The organism is Methylobrevis albus (genome assembly GCF_015904235.1).
GTDB classification, from domain to species: Bacteria; Pseudomonadota; Alphaproteobacteria; order Rhizobiales; family Pleomorphomonadaceae; genus Methylobrevis_A; species Methylobrevis_A albus.
In genome coordinates this window covers 82,984-102,903 of sequence record NZ_JADZLT010000039.1, presented here as the reverse complement: position 1 = coordinate 102,903, position 19,920 = coordinate 82,984, and the positions used below count along the sequence as shown (strand labels likewise).

The following is a 19,920-nucleotide window of genomic DNA, read 5'->3' as shown; positions in this document are numbered from 1 at the left end:
CCTCAACGCCATCATCCGGGACAAGAAACCATGGCAAAGCGCTTGACCCGAAACACAGTCGCTCCCCCGCTTCGCAGGAGAGGGGACGCAGGAGGATGGAGCGCCGGGAATACAGAGGCTTCGGCTCGGCGTGACCTTCGTTTCGCGAAAACCCTATCGCCCATCGTCCCCTCTCCTGCGAAGCGGGGGAGGGACAGGGAGGGGGGAAGCACCACGGCACGACCCCTGCCCCGCGCAGCAGACCCGCCCTGCCCTCAGCTCCCCACCCCGCACACCGTCGAGCGCGTCAAGAACCGCTTCTCTCGTCCGTTATCCAGCGAGAACATGCCGCCGCGCCCCGCCACCACGTCGATGACGAGGTCGGTGTGCTTCCACACCTCATACTGCGCCCCGCCGATATAGACCGGCGTCTCGCCGATCAGTCCGAGCAGCACGTCGTGGTCGCCGACGATGAAGTCGCCGCGCGGGTAGCACATCGGCGAGGAGCCGTCGCAGCAGCCGCCCGACTGGTGGAAGAGCACCGGACCGTGCTCGGCGATGATCTCGGCGAGAAGATCCTCGGCGGCCGGCGTCGCGGAAACCTTGTTCGCCGGGATCGTGCCATCGGTCGCTTCGGTCGACATCGCACCGCACTCCGCAACGCCAGCCCCAGGCACGACGGCCGGCGGGCCCAGCAAAAAAAGACCGGCGCAGCGGAGGAGGCCGCGCCGGAAAGGCATGGAGCCAAGAGGCACGCTCCGGCCCGCGCCGGGCCGAACCAGGATACCGGCGTCGGCGGCGGACGCAACCGCCGCCCGGATCGCCGGCAACCGGCGTCCGGACGGCAGCTCCGCTCAGAAGAAGCCGAGCTTCTTCGGGCTGTAGCTCACCAGCATGTTCTTCGTCTGCTGGTAGTGGTCGAGCATCATCTTGTGCGTCTCGCGGCCGATGCCCGACTGCTTGTAGCCACCGAAGGCCGCATGGGCCGGATAGGCGTGGTAGCAGTTGGTCCAGACGCGGCCGGCCTGGATCTCGCGGCCGAAGCGGTACAGCCGGTTGGCGTCGCGGCTCCAGATGCCGGCGCCGAGGCCGTAGAGCGTATCGTTGGCGATGGCGAGGGCGTCGGCGTCGTCCTTGAAGGTCGTGACCGAGACGACCGGCCCGAAGATCTCCTCCTGGAACACCCGCATCTTGTTGTGGCCCTTCAGCACGGTCGGCTTGACGTAGAAGCCGCCGGCGAGGTCGCCCGGCAGGTTGGCCCGCTCGCCGCCGATCAGCACCTCGGCGCCTTCCTGACGGCCGATGTCGAAGTAGGACAGGATCTTCTCGAGCTGCTCGCCGGAGGCCTGGGCGCCGATCATCGTCGCCGGATCGAGCGGGTCGCCCTGCACGATGGCCGCGACGCGCTTCAGCGCCCGCTCCATGAACTCGTCGTAGATCGCCTCATGGATCAGCGCCCGGCTCGGGCAGGTGCAGACCTCGCCCTGGTTGAGGGCGAACATCACGAAGCCCTCGATCGCCTTGTCGAAGAAGTCGTCGTCCTCGGCGACGACGTCCTTGAAGAAGATGTTCGGCGACTTGCCGCCGAGTTCCAACGTCACCGGGATCAGGTTCTGGCTGGCATACTGCATGATCAGCCGGCCGGTCGAGGTCTCGCCGGTGAAGGCGATCTTGGCGATGCGCGGCGAGGAGGCGAGCGGCTTGCCGGCCTCGAGACCGAAGCCGTTGACGATGTTGAGCACGCCGCCCGGCAGCAGGTCACCGATGATCTCGGCCCAGAGCAGGATCGAGGCGGGCGTCTGCTCGGCCGGCTTCAGCACGACGCAATTGCCGGCGGCGAGCGCCGGGGCGAGCTTCCAGCACGCCATCAGCAGCGGGAAGTTCCACGGGATGATCTGGCCGACGACGCCGAGCGGCTCGTGGAAATGATAGGCGACGGTGTCGTGGTCGATCTCGGACAGCGAGCCTTCCTGCGCCCGCAGCGCGCCGGCGAAATAGCGGAAGTGGTCGATCGCCAGCGGCAGGTCGGCGGCGGTCGTTTCGCGGATCGGCTTGCCGTTGTCCCAGGTCTCGGCCAGCGCTAGGAGGTCGAGCTTCTCCTCCATGCGGTCGGCGATGAGGTTCAGGATGCGCGCGCGCTCGGCGGCGCTGGTGCGGCCCCAGCTGTCCTTGACGGCATGCGCGGCGTCGAGCGCCGCCTCGATGTCGGCGGCGTCGGAACGGGCGATCTCGCAGAGCGGCTGGCCGTTCACCGGCGAGTAGTTGGTGAAGTAGCGGCCGGCCTTCGGCGCGACCCAGGCACCGCCGATGAAGTTCTCGTAGCGGCCGGCGTAGGGCGACTTGGCGGTGCGGGAGAGTTCGGGCTTGTTCATGGTTTCCTCCGGATCGGGCGCTGCCGGATCGGGGCGCGCCTTGACGTCGAGGAAGCCAGATCCCGGCGGCCGGGTCAGCCGGGCGGCGGAGGCCGGGGCCGACGGGTGTCTCGCCGGTGAGACAGTTTTGCGCCTGAAGCGGTTCAGGCGACCGTCTTCATTCACGTTCCGCCCGGAACCCGCCCGGTGCGGCCGCGCATTCAGGCGGAGCCGTGGCCATCCACCCGCTTCAGCTTGCGATAGAAGGTCGCCCGGCTGATGCCGAGCGCGCTCGCGGCGGCCGAGGCATTGCCGTTCGCCCTGGCCAGCGCCCGCTGCAGCGCCGCCCGCTCCGCCTCCGCGAGCCCGTCGCCGCCGCCGCGGCATTCGCCGAAGAGGTCGGCGGCCGGCAGCCGCGCGCCGAGGTCGGTGTCGTCGAGCTGCAGCGCCCGCCGCGCCGCCCGCGTCGCGCCGATCACGAGGTCGTCCTCGTCGACGGCGACCAGCCCCCCGGCCGGCCGGCCGGCGACCAGCACGATGCGGGCGCCCGCGAAGGTCTGGCGGAAATAGTCCTGCTCGATCTGCAGCGCCGCGTCGGCGACGGCGAGCGCCGACAGCTGGGCGAAGCCGTCGTCGAGGTCGGCGCGGCACGACGAGAGGTCGAGCGCCGCGAGCAGCCGGCCCTCCGGATCGTGGATCGGCGCCGTGGTGCAGCTGAGCTCGGTGTTGCGCGCGCGAAAATGCTGGTCGCGGTGGATCGTCACCGGCCGCTGCTCGACGAGGCAGGTGCCGATGCCGTTGGTCCCCTCGCTGCGCTCGCTCCAGTCGAAGCCGACGGCGAGGCCGGAGGCGCGGAAGGTGCCGTCGTAGGCGGTGGAACAGCGCCCGTCGACCGGCACGCCGTTGCGGTCGGCAAGCAGGATGCAGCACCCTGCCCCGCCGACGGCGGTGTAGAGCCGGTCGAGGCTCGCCTGTGCGATGTGGATCAGCGGTTCGATGCGCTGGCGCGCGGCGCGCAGCTCCGATTCGGACAGCCGCTCGGGCTGCGGCGCCCGCACCGGGTCGAGATTGTGCAGCCGGCTGCAGCGCTGCCACGACGCGACCAGCGCCGACGTCGCCGCCGCCCCCGACCGCAACGCCGCCTCGACCTTGCCGGCATGCCGGCTCACCATCACGCTGTTCATGGCTTGCGTCCTCCGACCGCAACGGAGGGACGGCACGCGCCTCTTCAAGGGGCGCTGCGACCGTTCATCCTCGGCAAGGATTATGACTCCGATCCCCGTGCGACGCGAAACCCCGCCCCGGGACCAAACGTCGCCCCGGGCGCAGCGGCAAGCCGGCGCACGGGGAAATCCTGCCGATGTGGCAGAGACTTGGCTGTCACCGCGCAAGCGCTGCGCCGCGGCCTGTCCGCCGAAGGTACAAGGGCGGAGGCGGTTCCTCACAGCGGTCTGTCGACGCGACGACGCGCAGATGGCGTGTGCGCCACGGCATACCGCCGGAGCGCCTGCCCAGTCGCGCGGGAAGACCGACGCAAGGCGCGGAACCGAGCGGAGGCCCCGGCTGTTGTTCAAAAGCAACGACCAGGCGCCGTCCGCGCCCGATCGCCGCCGTCGGCCCGGCGAGAGCCCGAACGCCCGGTGAAAAGGGCGTCGACCGGCGGGCGGAACACGGGGTGTTTCGCCGCTCGCTCGCCAGATCAGGGAATTTTTTCAACATGGACCTCGACGGCATCTTCTTTCAGGGCTGGTCCGGCATCGTCCGCACGCTGCTGGTCGGAACGCTCGCCTATGCCACGCTCGTCCTCTTCCTCCGGATTTCCGGCAAGCGCACGCTCGCCAAGCTCAACGCCTTCGATCTCGTGGTGACCGTCGCCCTCGGATCCACCCTCGCCGCGATCATTCTGCAGAAATCAATTGCGCTGGCAGAGGGCGCCACCGCGCTCGCGCTGCTCATCCTCCTGCAGTTCCTCGTCACCTTCGCGTCGGTTCGCTCGGCGAGGTTCGCCGATGCGATCCGTTCCGATCCCGCTCTGATCGTGCACAAGGGTGAATTCTGCCGGGAGACCATGCGGCGGGAACGGATCACCGACGACGAAGCCCGCAGCGCCGTGCGGTCCTCCGGCGGGACCGGCGTCGCGGCCGTGGAATCGATGATCCTCGAAAGCGACGGCACGCTGAGCGTGGTGTTGCGGTCGTAAGCGTCCGCGTCTCTCAAGCCGCCGACGCCCTTCGTACTTCCGTGCCCGGGAACGGCCCCGCCCGTTGCGCCGCCGCCGCTTTCCACGACCTTCATGCGGCGCGCCGCGTCAGACGGTCGGGATGGTGCCGCCGTCGATCACATATTCCGCGCCGTGGATGGACGCGGCGCGGTCCGAAGCGAGGAAGGCGATGAGTTCGGCAACCTCGGCCGGGTCCGCCGGCCGGCCGATCGGTATGCCGCCGAGCGCCTCGAGCACACCCTGGCGGGCGGTCTCGACGCTGCCGCCGCTGACGGCGGCAATCCGCTGCAAGAACGCGTCCACCGCCTCGGTATAGATCCACCCCGGCGAGACGACGTTGACCCGGACCCCCTTCGGTCCGACCTCCTTCGACAGCGCCTTGCTGTAGACGGTGAGCGCCGCCTTGGCCGCGGCATAGGCGGTGGTCGACTCGTACAGCGGCAGCGTCCGCTGGATCGACGCGACGTGGACCACCGCGCCCGATCCGCGCTCCACCATGTGCGGCAGCAGCGCCCGGTCGAGCCGGACGGCGGGCCAGAGGTTGAGCGCGAACTCCGACTGCCACAACTCCTCGGTCAGCGCGGCAAAGCCGCCACCCGGCGCGCCCGAGCCGCCGAGCACATGCACCAGCACATCGACGCCGCCGAGCGTCGCAAACGCCGCATCGCGCACGGTCGCCGCGCCATCCGGCGTCGTCAGGTCGGCCGCGACGAACTCGGCACCGCCAAGGTCGTCGGGCCGCGACCGCGCCGTGGTCAGCACCCTGGCGCCGGCGGCGAGGAAGCGGCGGACGGTGGCCCGCCCGGCGCCCTTGGTGCCGGCGGTGACGACGACGCGGCGGCCCTCGAAATCGTTCGGAATGGAGAAGGACATCAGGCGATCTCCAGTCCGGTGATCGCGTCGCCGCGCAGGGTGAACCGGAAGGTGAGCGTCACCGGGCTGCCCGGGAACGTGCCCTCGACGCGTCCGGTCATGAGGGTCACGTCGCCGTCCTGCCGGCTCTCCGTCGGCGTCACCACGGCCTGGTTGGCGATCGTCGCCTCGTCGATCCAGGCGCGGATCTCGTCGTGGCCGACGTGGCGGCGGGCTTCGTCGCCGACCACGGCGTCGGGAGCGAATGCAGCGAGCATGGCGTCCGCATCGAGGATACTGTTCGCCTCGACATAGCGGCGGATCGGGTCTGGCAGGTCGGGTTGCATGTCCAATCTCCGGTTGTCCTGTTGTGGAAACCGGAAGCTAGGAGTACACTGGATTTATGACAAGTACGCACGAAAAAGTAAGGTACTCACCTCCGAGTGAGCGCGCCGCCTACACGCCGGAAACCGGCGCGGAGAGCGTGCAGAACGTGCTGCGAATTCTCGAGGGACGCTGGAAGCTGGTCATCCTGTTCCAGCTCTTCGGCGGCCAGGTCCGCCGTTTCTCCGACCTCGAGCGCGCCATCCCCGGCATCTCGCAGAAGATGCTGATCCAGCAGCTGCGCCAGCTCGAGACCGACGGCGTGGTCGGCCGCATCGTCCACCACCAGGTGCCGCCGAAGGTGGAATATCACCTCACCGAATGGGGCCAGTCGCTCTGCCCCGCCCTCGACGCCCTGCTCCGCTGGGCCGAAGGCGCGTCGGACGAGACACGGCAACGGCTGATCACGGCGGCGGCGCCGGATGGTGGGTGAACGGGAAGCGCGGGGCGGTGGGGGCCTTCGGTTGGCGAAAGCGTTTATCGGCTCGAACAGCACGAATTCGGTGGTGCCGAGCCGAAGGCGCCAATTGCAGGCCCCGCGCTGTGGCGGATCCTCGGTCAGTGTACTCTGAGGGAAATTGGCTGGGGGACCTGGATTCGAACCAAGATTAACGGAGTCAGAGTCCGCTGTTCTACCGTTGAACTATCCCCCAAACGAGGCTGGTCTTGGCAGACCTGTTTTCTCGAACGCGGCCGGCGCGTTGCGGGAAACACCCGTTGGTGGCCGTTCTCCTAAGGGGAGCGGCCGACGCTGTCAACCGTGAAGTATGCCGGCAATCGATCGCCCTTCCCTGCCACCCCGCGGATGCCGCGGCGTTTCCCGGCGGCCCGGTCGGCGATCGGCCTTTTCTGCTCCCGCGCGTCCCTCGGCCATGCGTCACGGCGAGCCCCGAACCGGCGGGCGGCCGCCGCCCCGGCGCGGCCGGCGTGGCGCTCCGGCCCGGGCGGCGGGCGGTGAAGGGTGATCGAGCCGCGATCGTCTTGTCGGCGATGGTCAAACGGCGCGCGGCGGTTGACTTTTGCTGCGCATACCACACCCTTCCCGAAGCCCTGGATGGCGAGTCCCGGTTTTCGGGCGGCTAAAGCTTCGGTCGGTCAATCGATCGCGCCGGCTTCATCAGGGTGGGCAATTTCGAGGATCCGGTTATTCAGACGATGTCTGCGGTACTGGAAGATATTTGACTGGACGACTCCATGAAGATTTTCGGATCCCGGCGCGACCTGATCAGTTCCACCATCGACGCAACCGAAGACGTCATCTCCCTCGTCGAGCACGGCGTCCGCCTCGATTTCCGCCGCGACGCCGCGGCGACCCATCCGGCGGTCACCAGCAACGACGGGACGGTCAACTGGTCGCCGATCGGCACTTGGGAAGCCGCCCATTTCGGCATTCTGCCGGGGACCGATTGCGCCGCGGCCTTCGAGCAGGCGACGCTGGCCTGCCGCGCGGCCGGGCAGCGGCTGCATCTCCGGGGCGCCGCCGCGCCCTATCTCGTCTCCGACACGGTGGTGACCCACGTGCCCCTCGTCGGCGACGGGGCCGGCGACGGCGACGGGGTCGGCACAGTGATCCAGACCACGGGCGCCGGCACCGCCCGGCGCTGGCACGATTTCGGCGGCGCGGCGGACGAGGACTTCTCGGTGCCGCTGCTCGTCGCGGCGCGCGCGGGAATCACGGTATCCGGCATCCGCCTTGCCACCGGCGTCGACGGGCCGGCCTGGTCGCACGCCGTGCTCTTTCCCGGTGTCCGTGCTTCCGGTGCGTCGCTGATCGCCACCGCGGGCTTCACGCGGGCGGCGGTGCTGTTCGATCTCACCTGGAGCGCGGACAATACGGCGCTGACGGCGCTGCACCCGGCGATCCGCTCCGACGGCGGCTGCGCCGCATGCTTCACGGACCACTGCGACCTCGCCGGCGAGAGCTTCGGCCTCGGCATCCTCGGCACCCGGCGCGAGCCGGACGACGTCGAGCCCGCGGACTGGGTCTGGGGACCGGGCGGCGCGGCGGGATTCGCCGACCACGGCTCCCGCCTCAGCGGCCTTGCGATCAGCGCCGCGGCGAAGACCGAGGCGCGGGCGGTGCAGGATCTCGAGTTCTTCGGCACGGCGGTTTGCGCCGGCGGCCGGCCCGACATGGCGAGCTTTGGCAGCGTCGACACCGTGATGTTCTTCGGCGGCACATGGGACGCCGACGAGGGCAACACCGCCCGCATCGGCTTTGCCTCCGGCCTCTGCCGCAACATCGTCTTCAGCAAGGTGCGCGCGAGCCGCAACACGATCTGGGTCGACGGTGTCGATACCGGCGCGACGCTCACCGCCGGCGAGCACCGGCAGCCCTTCCTCGACGTCGAGAGCAAGGACGGCAATCGCTGGATCCGCGGCAGTCTCGCCATCACGCCGACCCGGATCTCGCCCACGGTGACCGGGGGGGCCGCGCTCGGCACCAGCGCCAAGCCCTTCTCCGTGGTCAACGCGCAGGCGCTGCGCAGCCGCGGCGAGAACCTCGTCGTCCAGACCGACGGCGGTACCATCGACTTTCGCGTCGGCGATGCCATCGACCGCGTCTCGCTCGGCAAGGACGAACTGCGCCTCTTCGCCACCGAGGACGAGGTCGGCTGGTCGGTCACGCCGGGCGCCATCGTGCCGCGGGCGGACACCGGCACCAGCCTCGGCACGCCGACGGCCAATCTCGCGCTGGTCGGCGCGCGCCGGATCGTGTCCGCCGACGCGCTGTCGCTCGAAAGCGCCAGCGACGAGGTGACCGCGCCGACCCCGGCACGGGCGGATTCGTCCGAACGGGTCGCGACGACGCGATTCGTGCACGAGGCGATCGAGCCGTTCGCGACCCGCGCGGCCGCGGCGGCCGCCTGGATTCCCGACGACCAGCGGCTGCTCTGGTTCATCGACGACGGCCGGGTGTTCTGCTGCGTCCGCGCCGAGGCCGACACCGAGATCGAAACGCGCGACGGCGCGGCCTGGGCACTCGCGCCCCTGCAGGTCGGCGGTGCCCTCGGCGCGGCGGTCGTGACGAGTTCCATCGACACGGAAGGCGGCCGGCTCTGGCGCAGCGCGCCGAACGGCATGTTCGGCTGGGGCGTCACCGCCGCGCCCGTGTCGCTGACGGAACTCGACAACCTCGGCCTCGCCACCGGCGTCTACCGGGTCACGACCGACTACAACGGCGCCGGTGCCCTCCCCGCGGCCCTCGCCGGCCAGGGCTGCATCGTCGAGGTGCATCGCTACAACGCCGCGACGATCTCGCAGACGGTCTACCGGCAGGCGGCGGCGCTCGCCGGCGGCACCTGGCGCCGCTTCCACATCAGCGGCGACTGGCAGCCCTGGAAGCAGATCACCACGGCCGGCGTCATCGGCGCGGTCGGCGTCGCGGCGGGCAGCCCGTCCGGCGATCTGTTCGAACTCGTCGCCGGCGAAAACGGCGCCGCCGAGCGGCGCGCCTCGGGCTGGATGACTTGCGAGCGGCCGGACCTTGCGACGCCCGAGGTCGCGACGCCGTTCGGCGGCCTGTTCTGCTCGGCCGACATCGTCTGGACCTTCCCGAGCGAGTTCGAGGCGGGCGCCCTGCCCGTCGTCACCGTGACGGCGCCGCACCCCTCCGTGATCGGGTCGTCGATCGTCGCGCTCAGCGAGACGACCGTCACCTTCCGCCTCGTCGCGGCGCTGCCCGTCACCGAGCCGGTCACCATCCGCTGCAAGGCGGACGGGCGCTGGGCGACCCTCTCCTGAGCAAGCCGCCGGCCGCGTCCGCCGGTGCATGGCTGCTGTCCACAGGTGCGGTGCCGACGCGGCTTGCGCGGTGCTCCGGGGGCTTGCCGAAGCATGGGCCGGAGTTTCGGCGTCGAGGTTAATGCTGCGTTAATGATGCGGGGAGACGGCCTCTCCATGCCCTCTCCGGAGGCATTATCTTCCGGAGACCGGCAGGAGATTCGGCACCCCGGCCCGGCGGACCAGACGCCGCGGCCGACACGGGTGTCCTTCCCGGCGACGACAATTTGCGGACCCGGCACCAAAGACCGGGCCGTTCCAGACGACCGCAACATCACGCGCGCTCCCATCATGCGCGCCGCAGAGGAGCCGGCATCCCATGAACCGGAAGGGCGAAGCCGTGGCGACCGCAGGCGCGGGCCACGGCGACGAACAGGAACGAGCATGGCTCGTCGAAGCCGCGCGCCTGCTGCGACTGCTGCTCGCCGCGGCGGAGCATGCTCCGGACGGCGTCCTGACGCTGGCAAAGGACTCGCCGATCCTGTCGCTCGCCCGCCGGGCGGTGGGGGCGACCGCCGACGACATCGAATCGACGCGCACCGCCATGATGGCGCTGCGCGATCTGGTCTGGCGCGTCGACAGCGCGCGCGGCCTGCTCGAACAGCGCCTCGACGCGGCGGAGCGTGCCGAACTCGGCCAGTTGCTCGCCACCGACGACATCCATCGCTTCCTCGACCGCGAACGCCGCCCGGCCTTCGCGGCCTCGTGACCGGAACTCTGCCCGACAAGGTGGCGCCGCGCGCCGATCCGACGTATCAGACGGCGCAAGAACTGCGGTATGCCGCCTTGCGAGACGCTGGTCCGGAACGAACATGACAGTCACTGACGCGCCCACCGAAGGGAACATCCCCGGCATCGAGGCCCAGGTCGCGCGTCGGCGCACCTTCGCGATCATCTCGCACCCGGACGCCGGCAAGACGACGCTGACCGAGAAGCTGCTGCTGTTCGGCGGCGCCATCCAGCTCGCCGGCCAGGTTCGCGCCCGCGGCGAGCGCCGCCGCACCCGCTCCGACTGGATGGCGATTGAGCGCGATCGCGGCATCTCCGTCGTCACCTCGGTGATGACGTTCGAATACGACGGCCGCGTCTTCAACCTGCTCGACACGCCCGGCCACGAGGACTTCTCCGAGGACACCTACCGCACGCTGACCGCCGTCGACAGCGCGGTGATGGTGATCGACGCCGCGAAGGGCATCGAGGACCGGACGCGCAAGCTGTTCGAGGTCTGCCGCCTGCGCGACATCCCGATCGTCACCTTCATCAACAAGATGGACCGCGAGACGCGCGATCCCTTTGAGGTGCTGGACGAGATCGAGAAGACCCTCGCCCTCGACACCGCGCCGATCACCTGGCCGATCGGCGGCGGCCGCGACTTCCTCGGCACCTACGACCTCGCCGACCGCACCGTCCGGCTGATGAACGCCTCGGGGGACGACCACACCGACACGATCACCGACGCCGAGCTCGACGGCGTGCTCGAGAGCCGCCATCTCGGGCACATCCGCGAGGAGCTGGAACTCGCCCGCGACGGCTGCCATCCGTTCGACCTCGAGGCGTTCCGCGCCGGCTCGCTGACGCCGGTGTTCTGGGGCTCGGCCCTGCGCAACTTCGGCATCAAGGACCTGCTCGACGGCCTCGCCGCCTTCGCGCCGCCGCCGCGCGACCAGGCCGCCGACACCCGGCTGGTCCATGCGACCGAAGACAAGATGACGGCCTTCGTGTTCAAGATTCAGGCGAACATGGATCCGAACCACCGCGACCGCATCGCCTTCGTGCGCCTCTGCTCGGGCAAGCTGTCGCGCGGCATGAAGGCGAAGCACGTCCGCTCGGCGAAGACGATGAGCCTGCACACGCCGCAGTTCTTCTTTGCCCAGGAGCGCCAGCTGGCCGACGAAGCCTATGCCGGCGACGTCGTCGGCATTCCGAATCACGGCACGCTGCGGATCGGCGACACGCTGACCGAGGGCGAAACGATCACCTTCGTCGGCGTGCCGAGCTTTGCCCCGGAAATCCTGCGCCGCGTCCGGCTCGAGGACGCGATGAAGGCGAAGAAGCTGAAGCAGGCGCTGCAGGAACTCGCCGAGGAAGGCGTCGTGCAGGTGTTCCGCCCGGTGGACGGCTCGCCGGCCCTCGTCGGCTTCGTCGGTGCGCTGCAGCTCGACGTGCTGCAGAACCGCCTCGCCGCGGAGTACGGCCTCACCGTCGGCTTCGAGCCGAGCCAGTACAGCCTCGCCCGCTGGGTCGCGGCCGATACGCCGCGGGATCTCGACGAGTTCCTCGCCGCCAACCGTTCGGCGACGGCCGACGACGTTGACGGCGACCCCGTCTTGCTGTCGACATCGACCTACGCGCTCAATTACGTGCGCGACAAATGGCCGAAGCACCGATTTACGGCGATCAAGGAAGTCCAGGCCCGTTCCGGGTAACCGCCATGCAGGGCGCCGGGTCGCAGCGGGATTGCATGTTGCGATGCGAAATGGGATTGTTGCCCGATGACATCGGCGTGAACGCGGAGGAGCGCGGGCGGCTGAAACGCGAAATACACACGGTCGCCGGGGGAGCGGCGAGGTCTTCAAGGCGACACATTTTCTGGGCTCGCTTGAAACCGCTGCCGGGGGACGATCGTCAAAAAGACTGAGGCCGGGAGGTTTTTTGCCAGGGATCTGCGCGAATCGCGCCGGTCCGAGCCGCAACCACGCGGCACCCGCGAGAATTTCAACGTTCGAGAACCATATCACATGACGGTTTCGACGAATGACATTGCGATTGTCGGCTATGCCTGCAGGCTGCCCGGCGCATCCGATCCCGATGCCTTCTGGTCACTGCTGTCGCGCGGCGACTGCGTGATCTCGGAGGTGCGGCCGGATCGCTGGTCGAAGCAGCGCTTCGGCCACCCCGACCGCAACGTCATCGGCCGCAGCTACACCTGGGCGGCCGGCCAGATCGACGATGTCTGGGGCTTCGACCCGACGTTCTTCGGCATCTCGCCCCGCGAAGCCGTGCAGATGGATCCGCAGCAGCGCCTGATGCTGCAGGTGGTCTGGGAAGCGCTGGAGCATGGCGGCATCGTGCCGTCGTCGCTCGCCGGCAGCGAGACCGGCGTCTACGTCGGCGTTTCGGGCACCGACTATTCGCACACGCTGATCGTCGACCCGCCCGCCGGCGACATGCAGTCGATGACCGGCAACACGCTCTCGATCGTCTCGAACCGCATCTCCTACATCTTCGACCTGCGCGGCCCGAGCTTCTCGGTCGACACCGCCTGTTCGTCCTCGGTCGTCGCCATGCACGAGGCGCTGGAAGCGCTGCGCGCCGGGCGCATCGACACGGCGATCGTCGGCGGCGTCAACCTGCTGCTGTCGCCGTTCGCCTTCATCGGTTTCTCGCGCGCCTCGATGCTGAGCCCGACCGGCCTCTGCCGCGCCTTCGACGCCGCCGGCGACGGCTACGTCCGCTCCGAGGGCGCCGTCGCGCTGGTGCTGCGCACGGTGGGCGCCGCCCGCGCCGCCGGCAACACGATCCGCAGCATCGTCGCCGCATCCGGGATCAATTCCGACGGCCGCACCGCCGGCCTGTCGCTGCCCTCCTCCACCCAGCAGGCCGCCCTGCTCGCCGCCGTCTACGACCGCTTCGGCATCGACCCGGAATCCCTCGCCTTCGTTGAGGCGCACGGCACCGGCACCCGCGTCGGCGACCCGGCCGAGGCGAACGCGCTGGGCGAGGTGCTCGGCCGCCGCCGCCAGAGCCCGCTGCCCGTCGGCTCGGTCAAGACCAACATCGGCCACCTCGAGCCGGCCTCGGGTCTCGCCGGCGTGCTGAAGGCGCAGATGGCGCTGGAGCGCCGCCTGCTGCCCGCCTCGCTGCACTTCGAGACGCCGAACCCCGACATCGCCTTCGACGAGCTGAACATCCGCGTCGCCTCGCAGCCGATCGCGTTCGGGCCGTCGCTGACCCCGTATCACGCCGGCATCAACTCCTTCGGCTTTGGCGGCGCCAACGCGCACGTCGTGTTGCGCGAAGCGCCCGAGATCGCCGCGCCCGCCACCATCACCCGTCCGGCGCGGCAGGCGCCGCTGGTGGTCTCGGCCCAGTCGAAGGACGCCCTCGTCGCCCTCGCGGCCTCCTATCGCGACCGCCTCGCCGCCACCGACGACCGCGACGCGATCACCGTGGCGCGCGCCGCCGCCTGGCATCGCGAGCGGCTCGACCACCGCTTCGTCGCGCTCGGCAACAGCCGTGAGGAGATCATCGCGGCGCTCGACGCCTTCATCGCCGACGAAAACCGGCCGGCACCCGCGCGCTCGGGCCAGAAGTCGGCCTCGGTCGCCTTCGTCTATGCCGGCAACGGCTCGCAGTGGGCCGGCATGGGCCGCGCCGCGTACCAGACGGATTCCGCCTTCCGCTCCGCCTTCGAGGCGGTCAACCGGCTGTTCATGCGCGTCGCCGGCTGGTCGCTGGTGACGACCCTCTTCTCCGAGGATCTCGACACCGACATCGAGCGCACCGAGGTCGCCCAGCCGCTGCTGTTCGCGACGCAGGTGGCGCTGACCGAGGCGCTCGCCCGCCGCGGCCTCCGGCCCCAGGCCGTCGCCGGCCACAGCGTCGGCGAAGTCGCCGCGGCCTATGCCGCCGGCTCGCTCTCCATGGAGCAGGCCGTCTACCTGATCCACGTCCGCTCGACGCACCAGGAGGTCACCCGGCATCTCGGCGGCATGGCCGCCCTGCTGGTGCCGGCCGACAGCGCCCGCGAGGCGCTCGCCGACCCGGCGTTCGCCGGCATCGAGATCGCCGCCGACAACAGCCCGCGCAGCGTCACCCTCTCGGGCACCACCGACCTGCTCGACGCCTTCGGCAAGGCGGCGCGCAAGAAGCGCTGGGCGATGCGCAAGCTGCGCCTCGACTATCCGTTCCACTGCGCGCTGATCGAGCCGATCCGCGAGGCGCTCACCTTCTCGCTTGGCTCGCTGAAGCCGAAGCCGACCACGATCCCCTTCGTCTCGACCGTCACCGGCGCCGAGATCACCGGCCGCGAGCTCAACGCCGACTACTGGTGGCGCAATGTCCGCCAGCCGGTGCTGTTCCGCACCGCCATCGAGCAGATCGCCACCCTCGGCGCGCGCGTCTTCGTCGAGATCGGCCCGAAGCCGGTGCTGCAGACCTACGTCACCGACACGCTCGACGCCTCCGGCCACGTGGCGGCGACGCTCGCCACCCTCGACGAGAGCGACGCCGTCGGCGACGACATCGTCGGGGCGATCGTCGCCCGCGTGCTCACCGCCGGCGGCGCCATCGACGACGCGCGCTTCTTCGGCGAGGCCCCGGCCGGCCCGGTGGCGCTGCCGTCCTACCCCTGGCAGAACCAGCCCTACCGCTTCACCGGCACGGTGGAAGGCGTCGACCTTTTCGGCACCAACGGCGACCATCCGCTGCTCGGCGCGCGCGCCCGGGCCGACGGCGGGCCGTTCTTCGCCAACATCGACCCGGCCACCCTGCCCTGGCTCGCCGACCACAAGGTCGAGAACTCCACCGTCTTCCCCGCCGCCGGCTTCGTCGAGATGGCGCTCGCCGCCGCCCGCGTCGTGCTCGGCGACGGCCCGATCGAACTGCTCGACTTCGACATCCTGCGGCCCATGGTGCTCGACGACGGCGTGCGCGAGACCCGCGTCGAGGTCGACGCCGGCGCGCAGCTGGTCGAGATATCCAGCCGCCCGCGTCTCTCCGAGGAGGCCTGGTCGCTGCATGCCCGCTGCCGCATCGCCCGGCCGCCGGCGACGATCGCCGCCGTCGGCGCCGAGTCACCAGCGACCGCGGTGCTCGGCAAGCCGGCGCTCTATGCCCTGACCCGCCGTTTCGGCCTCAACTACGGCGACGCGTTCCAGCGCGCCGACGAGGTCCGGGCGACGGCCGACGGCCGCGTCACGGTGGCGCTGTCGCCGGATCAGGCCGCCCTCGTCGGCGACGACGCCTACGCCCTGCATCCGACCCTGCTCGACGCCGCCTTCCACGGCCTGTTCGTGCTGATCGACCGGCTCGCACCCGCCGACGGCGGCACCTCGTTCCTGCCCGTGCGGCTCGGCGAAGTCCGCCTCTACGCCGCCGGCCGCACCCCGGCCTCGGCGATCGTCGACGTTGTGCGCTCCTCGCCGCGCTCGGTCGAGGCGGTCGTCACCCTCATTGAGGCCGACGGCACCGTGATTGCCCGCGCGAGCGGCGTGCGCTTCAAGGCCGTGCCGCTGGTGCGCGCGGAAGACCCCGACGGCTTCGCGTTCCGGCTCAGCACGGTTCGTCTCGCCGACGCGGCCGACCCGGCGATGCTGCCCGCCGCCTGGAGCACGCCGGCCGAGCGCGCCGAGGCCCTCGGCATCGCCGCCGCGGAGGCGGCCGGCGACGCCGATCCGGACGAGGCCGCCCTGCTGATCGACGCCGCCGCCCGCGGCACCGTGGCCGACGCGCTGCGCCCGCTGGCCGGCGAAGACGGCGTCCTCGATCCCGCCGCCCTTGCCGCGTCCGGCACCGTGCATGCCGCCGCGCTGCCGCTGCTCTACCGCATGATCGACGCGCTGGAGGAGTTCGGCGTGGTGGAGGCCGACGGCGAGCGCTGGCGCTTTGCCGAAGACGCCGCCCTGCCGCCGCCGGCGACGATGATCGCCACGCTGCTCGCGGACCATCCGCGCCGCATCGCCGAGGTCGCCGCGCTGGTGCGCGTCGCCGGCCGGCTGCCGGCGCTGCTCTCCGGCGGCCTGCTCGGCGAGGGCGAGGCGCTGCTCGGCGCCGCCGCCGCCGAACATCTCGAACTCGCCTCGGTCGGCGCCCGCGCCCGCCTCGACGCGCTCGCCGCGATGACCGCAGATGCCGCATGCGCCTGGCCGGCCGACGCGCCGCTCCGGGTGCTGGTGCTCGGCACCGGCGCCGGCGAGATCGTCCGCGCCGTCGCCGGTGCGGTCGCCCGCCTCGACCGGCTCGCCGTCAGCGACGCCGACCGAACCCGCACCGAGCGCCTGCGCTTCGCCCTCTCCGATCTCGGCCGGGCCGAGGTGGTCGATCTCGACGGCTTCGGGCCCGCCGATCGCTTCGAGATCGTCGTCGCCGCGGCCGCCTTCGGCCGGCCCGACGGCCAGGCCGCGCTCTCCGCCGCGCGGCGGCTGCTCGCGCCGGGCGGCCTGCTCGTCGCCGCCGAGCGGGCGCCGAGCCTCGTCGCCGACCTCGTCGACGGCACCGCCGCCGCCTGGTGGCGCGGCAGCCTCGAGCCCTCGCTGCCCGTCGGCCCGCTCGACACCGCCGAGCGCTGGGCGACGCGCCTCGCTGCCGCCGGCTTCGACGCCGTCACGGCCCGAGCGGCCACGGCCGGCGAGGCGGAGGCGGTGCTGCTGTTCGCCCGCGGTCCCGCCGCCGAGCCCGCCGCGGCGCCCGCGCACCTCACGGACCCCGCCCTCGTCGTGTCGGCCGGGGCCTCGGTGACGCACCCCGTCGCCGACGCGCTGTGCGCGCTGCTCTCCGAACACCGTCGCCCGGTGCGCCTCGCCGTCGGCCGCGTCGACGAGACCGGCGCCCGGCTCGAGGCGCTGGACGCCGGCAGCGACAGCGACCTCGACGCGCTGCTCGCCGGCGCCGCGGTGAAGGACCTCGTGCTCCTCGCCGACACCCGCCACCCCGACCCGATGCAGGCGACCAGCGAAGCCATCGCGCTGATCCACGCCATCCTCAACGGCGCCATGCGCCCACCGGCGCGGCTCTGGATGGTGCTGCCGGGCGGCTCCGGCGCTGCCACCAGTCGGCCGCACGACCCGGTCGCCGCCGCCCTCTGGGGCCTCGGCCGCGTGCTGATGAACGAATACCCCGACGTCGAGACCCGCCTCGTCGACCTCGGCGCCGCCTTCGCCCCGTCGGAAGCCGCCGGCCGGATCGCGGCGCTGCTCGACGCGCCCGGTGACGAGCGCGAGATCCTGCTCGACCTCAACGGCCGCGCCGCACTGCGCGTCATTCCCGGCCCGCCGCTGGTCGCCCCGGCCGAGCGTGCCCGTGCCGGCGCGCTGCGCGGCGAAGTGCTGGCGATCGAGCGGCAGGGTTCGCTCGACGGCATCGGCTGGCACGCCTTCGCCCGCCCCGAGCTTTCCGGCGACCAGGTCGAGATCGAAGTGGTCGCGACCGGCCTCAACTTCCGCGACGTGATGTGGGCGATGGGCCTGCTGCCCGAGGAAGCGCTGGAAGACGGCTTTGCCGGCGCGACGCTCGGCATGGAATGCTCCGGCCGCATCAGCCGCGTCGGCCCGGACACGAAGCGCTTCCGCGTCGGCGACCCGGTGATCACCTTCGCCCCCGCCTGTTTCGCGAGCCACGTGACGGTCTCGGAAATCGCCGTCGCGCCGGTCCCGGCGACCGTCGACCTCGAAGCCGCGGCGACGATCCCGGTCACCTTCATCACGGCCTACTATGCGCTGGTCGAACTCGCGCGGATCGAGGAAGGTGAAACCGTCCTCATCCACGGCGGCGCCGGCGGCGTCGGCCTCGCGGCGCTGCAGATCGCCGTCTGGCGCGGCGCCCGCGTGATTGCCACGGCCGGCTCGGCCGACCGCCGCACGCTGCTGTCGATGCTCGGCGCCGACGCGGTGCTCGATTCCCGCTCGCTGCGCTTCCGCGACGAGGTGCTGCGGCTCACCGGCGGCGAGGGCGTCGACGTGGTGCTGAACTCGCTCTCGGGCGAGGCGATGGAGCGCAGCATCGACGTGCTGAAGCCGTTCGGCCGCTTCGTCGAGCTCGGCAAGCGCGACTTCTACGCCAACACCCGCATCGGGCTGCGCCCGTTCCGCCAGAACCTCTCCTATTTCGGCGTCGATGCCGACCAGCTGTTGACGCGGCGCCCGGCGCTCGGCCGGCGCCTGTTCGCCGAACTGGTCGCCCGCTTCGAGGAGAAGGCGTTCTCGGCGCTGCCGTACCGGATCTACCCGGCCGAGCGGATCTCCGACGCCTTCCGCCTGATGCAGCAGTCCGGCCACATCGGCAAGGTGCTGGTGCGCCCGCCGGTCGTCACCGGCACCGCGAACGGCCGCCGCACGGAAATCCGCGCCGACGCGACCTATCTGCTCGTCGGCGGCCTAGGCGGCTTCGGCGTCGAGACCGCGCGCCTGCTCGTCGAGCGCGGCGCGCGCCACCTCGTGCTGGCGAGCCGCTCCGGCACCGTCTCCGACACCGCGGCCCCCGTCGTCGCCGCAATGCGGGCGAAGGGTGCCGAGGTGCGGATCGCCGCCGCGGACGCGGCCCGCCGCGAGGACGTCAACCGGCTGATCGCGATGATCGACGCCGAGATGCCGCCGCTGAAGGGCGTGCTGCACACGGCGATGGTGATCGACGACGCGCTGTTCGCAAAGCTCGACCGGACCCGCATCGACGCGGTGATGGCGCCGAAGATCGCCGGCGCGCACAACCTCGACGAAGCGACCCGCGAGCACGAGCTCGACCTCTTCGTGCTCTATTCCTCGGCGACGACGCTGATCGGCAACCCCGGCCAGGCGGCCTACGTCGCCGCCAATGCCTATCTCGAGGGCCTCGCCCGCTCGCGCCGCGCCGAGGGGCTGCCCGCCATCGCCGTCGCCTGGGGCGCCATCGCCGATGCCGGCTACCTCGCCCGCAACGCCGACGTCAGCGCCATGCTCGGCGTGCGCATGGGCAAGCAGTCGCTCGCCGTGCGCACGGCGCTTGCCGGCCTCGACCTGATCCTCGACGCGGACCCCGCCGATCCGGTGATCGCCTACGCCCGCATGGACTGGGCGGCCGCCCGGCGCGAGCTGCCGATCATGGCGACGCCGCTCGCCGCGATCGTCGCCCGCGGCATCGTCGAGAACGCAGCCGCCGATGCCGGTGACGGCGAGATCGGCGCGATGATCCGCGACCTCGAGCCGGCGCAGGCGATGAAGCTCGTCGCCGACATCCTCGCCGGCGAAGTTTCGCGCATCCTGCGCCTGCCGGCCGAGGAGATCGAGATCACCCGGCCGCTGACCGAGATCGGCATGGATTCCCTGATGGCGCTGGAACTGCGCATGGCGGCCGAACAGCGCCTCGGCGTCGATATCCCGCTGCTTTCGCTGGCGAACGGCGCCGCGCTCGGCGATATTGCGCGGAAAGTCGTCGAGCGGTTGCAGGGTGCGTCGGAACGGCCGATGTCGGCCGAAGCCGACAACCTGGCCGCGCTTCACGTCGACAACGAAACCGACGAGGATGTCGCGACGGTGATGGGCGCCATCGAGGCGCGCAGCACCGAGATGAAGCGGCTGATCTGACAGCGCCGGACCGGCAAGAGCCGGCCGGACGCCGCACTGGCCCGCACGTACACCCCACCGGTCCTCCCCGGCGCGC

Annotated in this window: 11 protein-coding genes and 1 tRNA gene; 6 read left to right on the top strand and 6 right to left on the bottom strand. The window is 71.1% G+C overall.

What is annotated here, in order from left to right:
- Positions 1 to 254: 254 nt before the first annotated feature.
- From I5731_RS02160 to I5731_RS02150, 3 genes are all read right to left on the bottom strand, one after another.
- A complete protein-coding gene (locus I5731_RS02160; protein ID WP_197309713.1) occupies positions 255 to 623 on the bottom strand; it encodes a DUF779 domain-containing protein in 369 nt (122 codons plus the stop codon).
- A gap of 210 nt (positions 624 to 833) precedes the next feature.
- Positions 834 to 2,351, bottom strand: coding sequence for an aldehyde dehydrogenase (gene adh, locus I5731_RS02155; protein WP_197309712.1), 1,518 nt, complete (start codon positions 2,349 to 2,351; stop codon positions 834 to 836).
- A 200-nt stretch (positions 2,352 to 2,551) separates the two neighbouring features.
- A complete protein-coding gene (locus I5731_RS02150; RefSeq protein ID WP_197309711.1) occupies positions 2,552 to 3,514 on the bottom strand; it encodes a GAF domain-containing protein in 963 nt (320 codons plus the stop codon).
- A gap of 533 nt (positions 3,515 to 4,047) precedes the next feature.
- On the opposite strand from I5731_RS02150, the gene I5731_RS02145 reads away from it, so the two are divergent.
- The gene (locus I5731_RS02145; protein WP_197309710.1) at positions 4,048 to 4,530 is read left to right on the top strand and encodes a DUF421 domain-containing protein; all 483 of its coding nucleotides are present in this window, start codon (positions 4,048 to 4,050) and stop codon (positions 4,528 to 4,530) included.
- Positions 4,531 to 4,638: 108 nt separating this feature from the next.
- Here I5731_RS02145 and I5731_RS02140 read toward each other — a convergent pair whose 3' ends face one another.
- Complete coding sequence (locus I5731_RS02140) at positions 4,639 to 5,424, bottom strand: SDR family oxidoreductase (protein ID WP_197309709.1); 786 nt, start codon at positions 5,422 to 5,424, stop codon at positions 4,639 to 4,641.
- Positions 5,424 to 5,750, bottom strand: a complete 327-nt coding sequence (locus I5731_RS02135) for a nuclear transport factor 2 family protein (RefSeq protein ID WP_197309708.1) — start codon at positions 5,748 to 5,750, stop codon at positions 5,424 to 5,426. The genes I5731_RS02140 and I5731_RS02135 overlap by 1 nt, the downstream gene beginning before the upstream one ends.
- A 56-nt stretch (positions 5,751 to 5,806) precedes the next feature.
- Here I5731_RS02135 and I5731_RS02130 point away from each other — a divergent pair, with 56 nt between their 5' ends.
- Entirely contained in the window at positions 5,807 to 6,220 is a 414-nt protein-coding gene (locus I5731_RS02130; RefSeq protein ID WP_197309707.1) for a winged helix-turn-helix transcriptional regulator, read from the top strand.
- Between the two features lie 146 nt (positions 6,221 to 6,366).
- Here the strand turns inward: I5731_RS02130 and I5731_RS02125 are convergent.
- Positions 6,367 to 6,440 (bottom strand) — tRNA-Gln (locus tag I5731_RS02125).
- A gap of 541 nt (positions 6,441 to 6,981) precedes the next feature.
- Here I5731_RS02125 and I5731_RS02120 point away from each other — a divergent pair.
- The 4 genes from I5731_RS02120 (at position 6,982) to I5731_RS02105 (ending at position 19,844) form a co-directional block, all read left to right on the top strand.
- Positions 6,982 to 9,531 carry a pyocin knob domain-containing protein gene (locus I5731_RS02120; protein ID WP_197309706.1) on the top strand — a complete coding sequence of 850 codons (2,550 nt, stop codon included), beginning with the start codon at positions 6,982 to 6,984 and terminating at the stop codon, positions 9,529 to 9,531.
- Between the two features lie 358 nt (positions 9,532 to 9,889).
- The gene (locus tag I5731_RS02115; RefSeq protein ID WP_197309705.1) at positions 9,890 to 10,279 is read left to right on the top strand and encodes a hypothetical protein; all 390 of its coding nucleotides are present in this window, start codon (positions 9,890 to 9,892) and stop codon (positions 10,277 to 10,279) included.
- A gap of 103 nt (positions 10,280 to 10,382) precedes the next feature.
- Positions 10,383 to 11,996 carry a peptide chain release factor 3 gene (locus I5731_RS02110; protein ID WP_197309704.1) on the top strand — a complete coding sequence of 538 codons (1,614 nt, stop codon included), beginning with the start codon at positions 10,383 to 10,385 and terminating at the stop codon, positions 11,994 to 11,996.
- A gap of 312 nt (positions 11,997 to 12,308) precedes the next feature.
- Positions 12,309 to 19,844 carry a type I polyketide synthase gene (locus I5731_RS02105; protein ID WP_197309703.1) on the top strand — a complete coding sequence of 2,512 codons (7,536 nt, stop codon included), beginning with the start codon at positions 12,309 to 12,311 and terminating at the stop codon, positions 19,842 to 19,844.
- Positions 19,845 to 19,920: the final 76 nt, after the last annotated feature.

Excerpts from the sequence above, each read along its gene's own strand:
- I5731_RS02140 (WP_197309709.1), bottom strand. The coding sequence starts at position 5,424 with ATGTCCTTCTCCATTCCGAACGATTTCGAGGGCCGCCGCGTCGTCGTC.
- adh (WP_197309712.1), bottom strand. The coding sequence starts at position 2,351 with ATGAACAAGCCCGAACTCTCCCGCACCGCCAAGTCGCCCTACGCCGGC.
- I5731_RS02135 (WP_197309708.1), bottom strand. The coding sequence starts at position 5,750 with ATGCAACCCGACCTGCCAGACCCGATCCGCCGCTATGTCGAGGCGAAC.
- I5731_RS02150 (WP_197309711.1), bottom strand. The coding sequence starts at position 3,514 with ATGAACAGCGTGATGGTGAGCCGGCATGCCGGCAAGGTCGAGGCGGCG.
- I5731_RS02130 (WP_197309707.1), top strand. The coding sequence starts at position 5,807 with ATGACAAGTACGCACGAAAAAGTAAGGTACTCACCTCCGAGTGAGCGC.
- I5731_RS02160 (WP_197309713.1), bottom strand. The coding sequence starts at position 623 with ATGTCGACCGAAGCGACCGATGGCACGATCCCGGCGAACAAGGTTTCC.
- I5731_RS02105 (WP_197309703.1), top strand. The coding sequence starts at position 12,309 with ATGACGGTTTCGACGAATGACATTGCGATTGTCGGCTATGCCTGCAGG.
- I5731_RS02110 (WP_197309704.1), top strand. The coding sequence starts at position 10,383 with ATGACAGTCACTGACGCGCCCACCGAAGGGAACATCCCCGGCATCGAG.
- I5731_RS02145 (WP_197309710.1), top strand. The coding sequence starts at position 4,048 with ATGGACCTCGACGGCATCTTCTTTCAGGGCTGGTCCGGCATCGTCCGC.
- I5731_RS02115 (WP_197309705.1), top strand. The coding sequence starts at position 9,890 with ATGAACCGGAAGGGCGAAGCCGTGGCGACCGCAGGCGCGGGCCACGGC.
- I5731_RS02120 (WP_197309706.1), top strand. The coding sequence starts at position 6,982 with ATGAAGATTTTCGGATCCCGGCGCGACCTGATCAGTTCCACCATCGAC.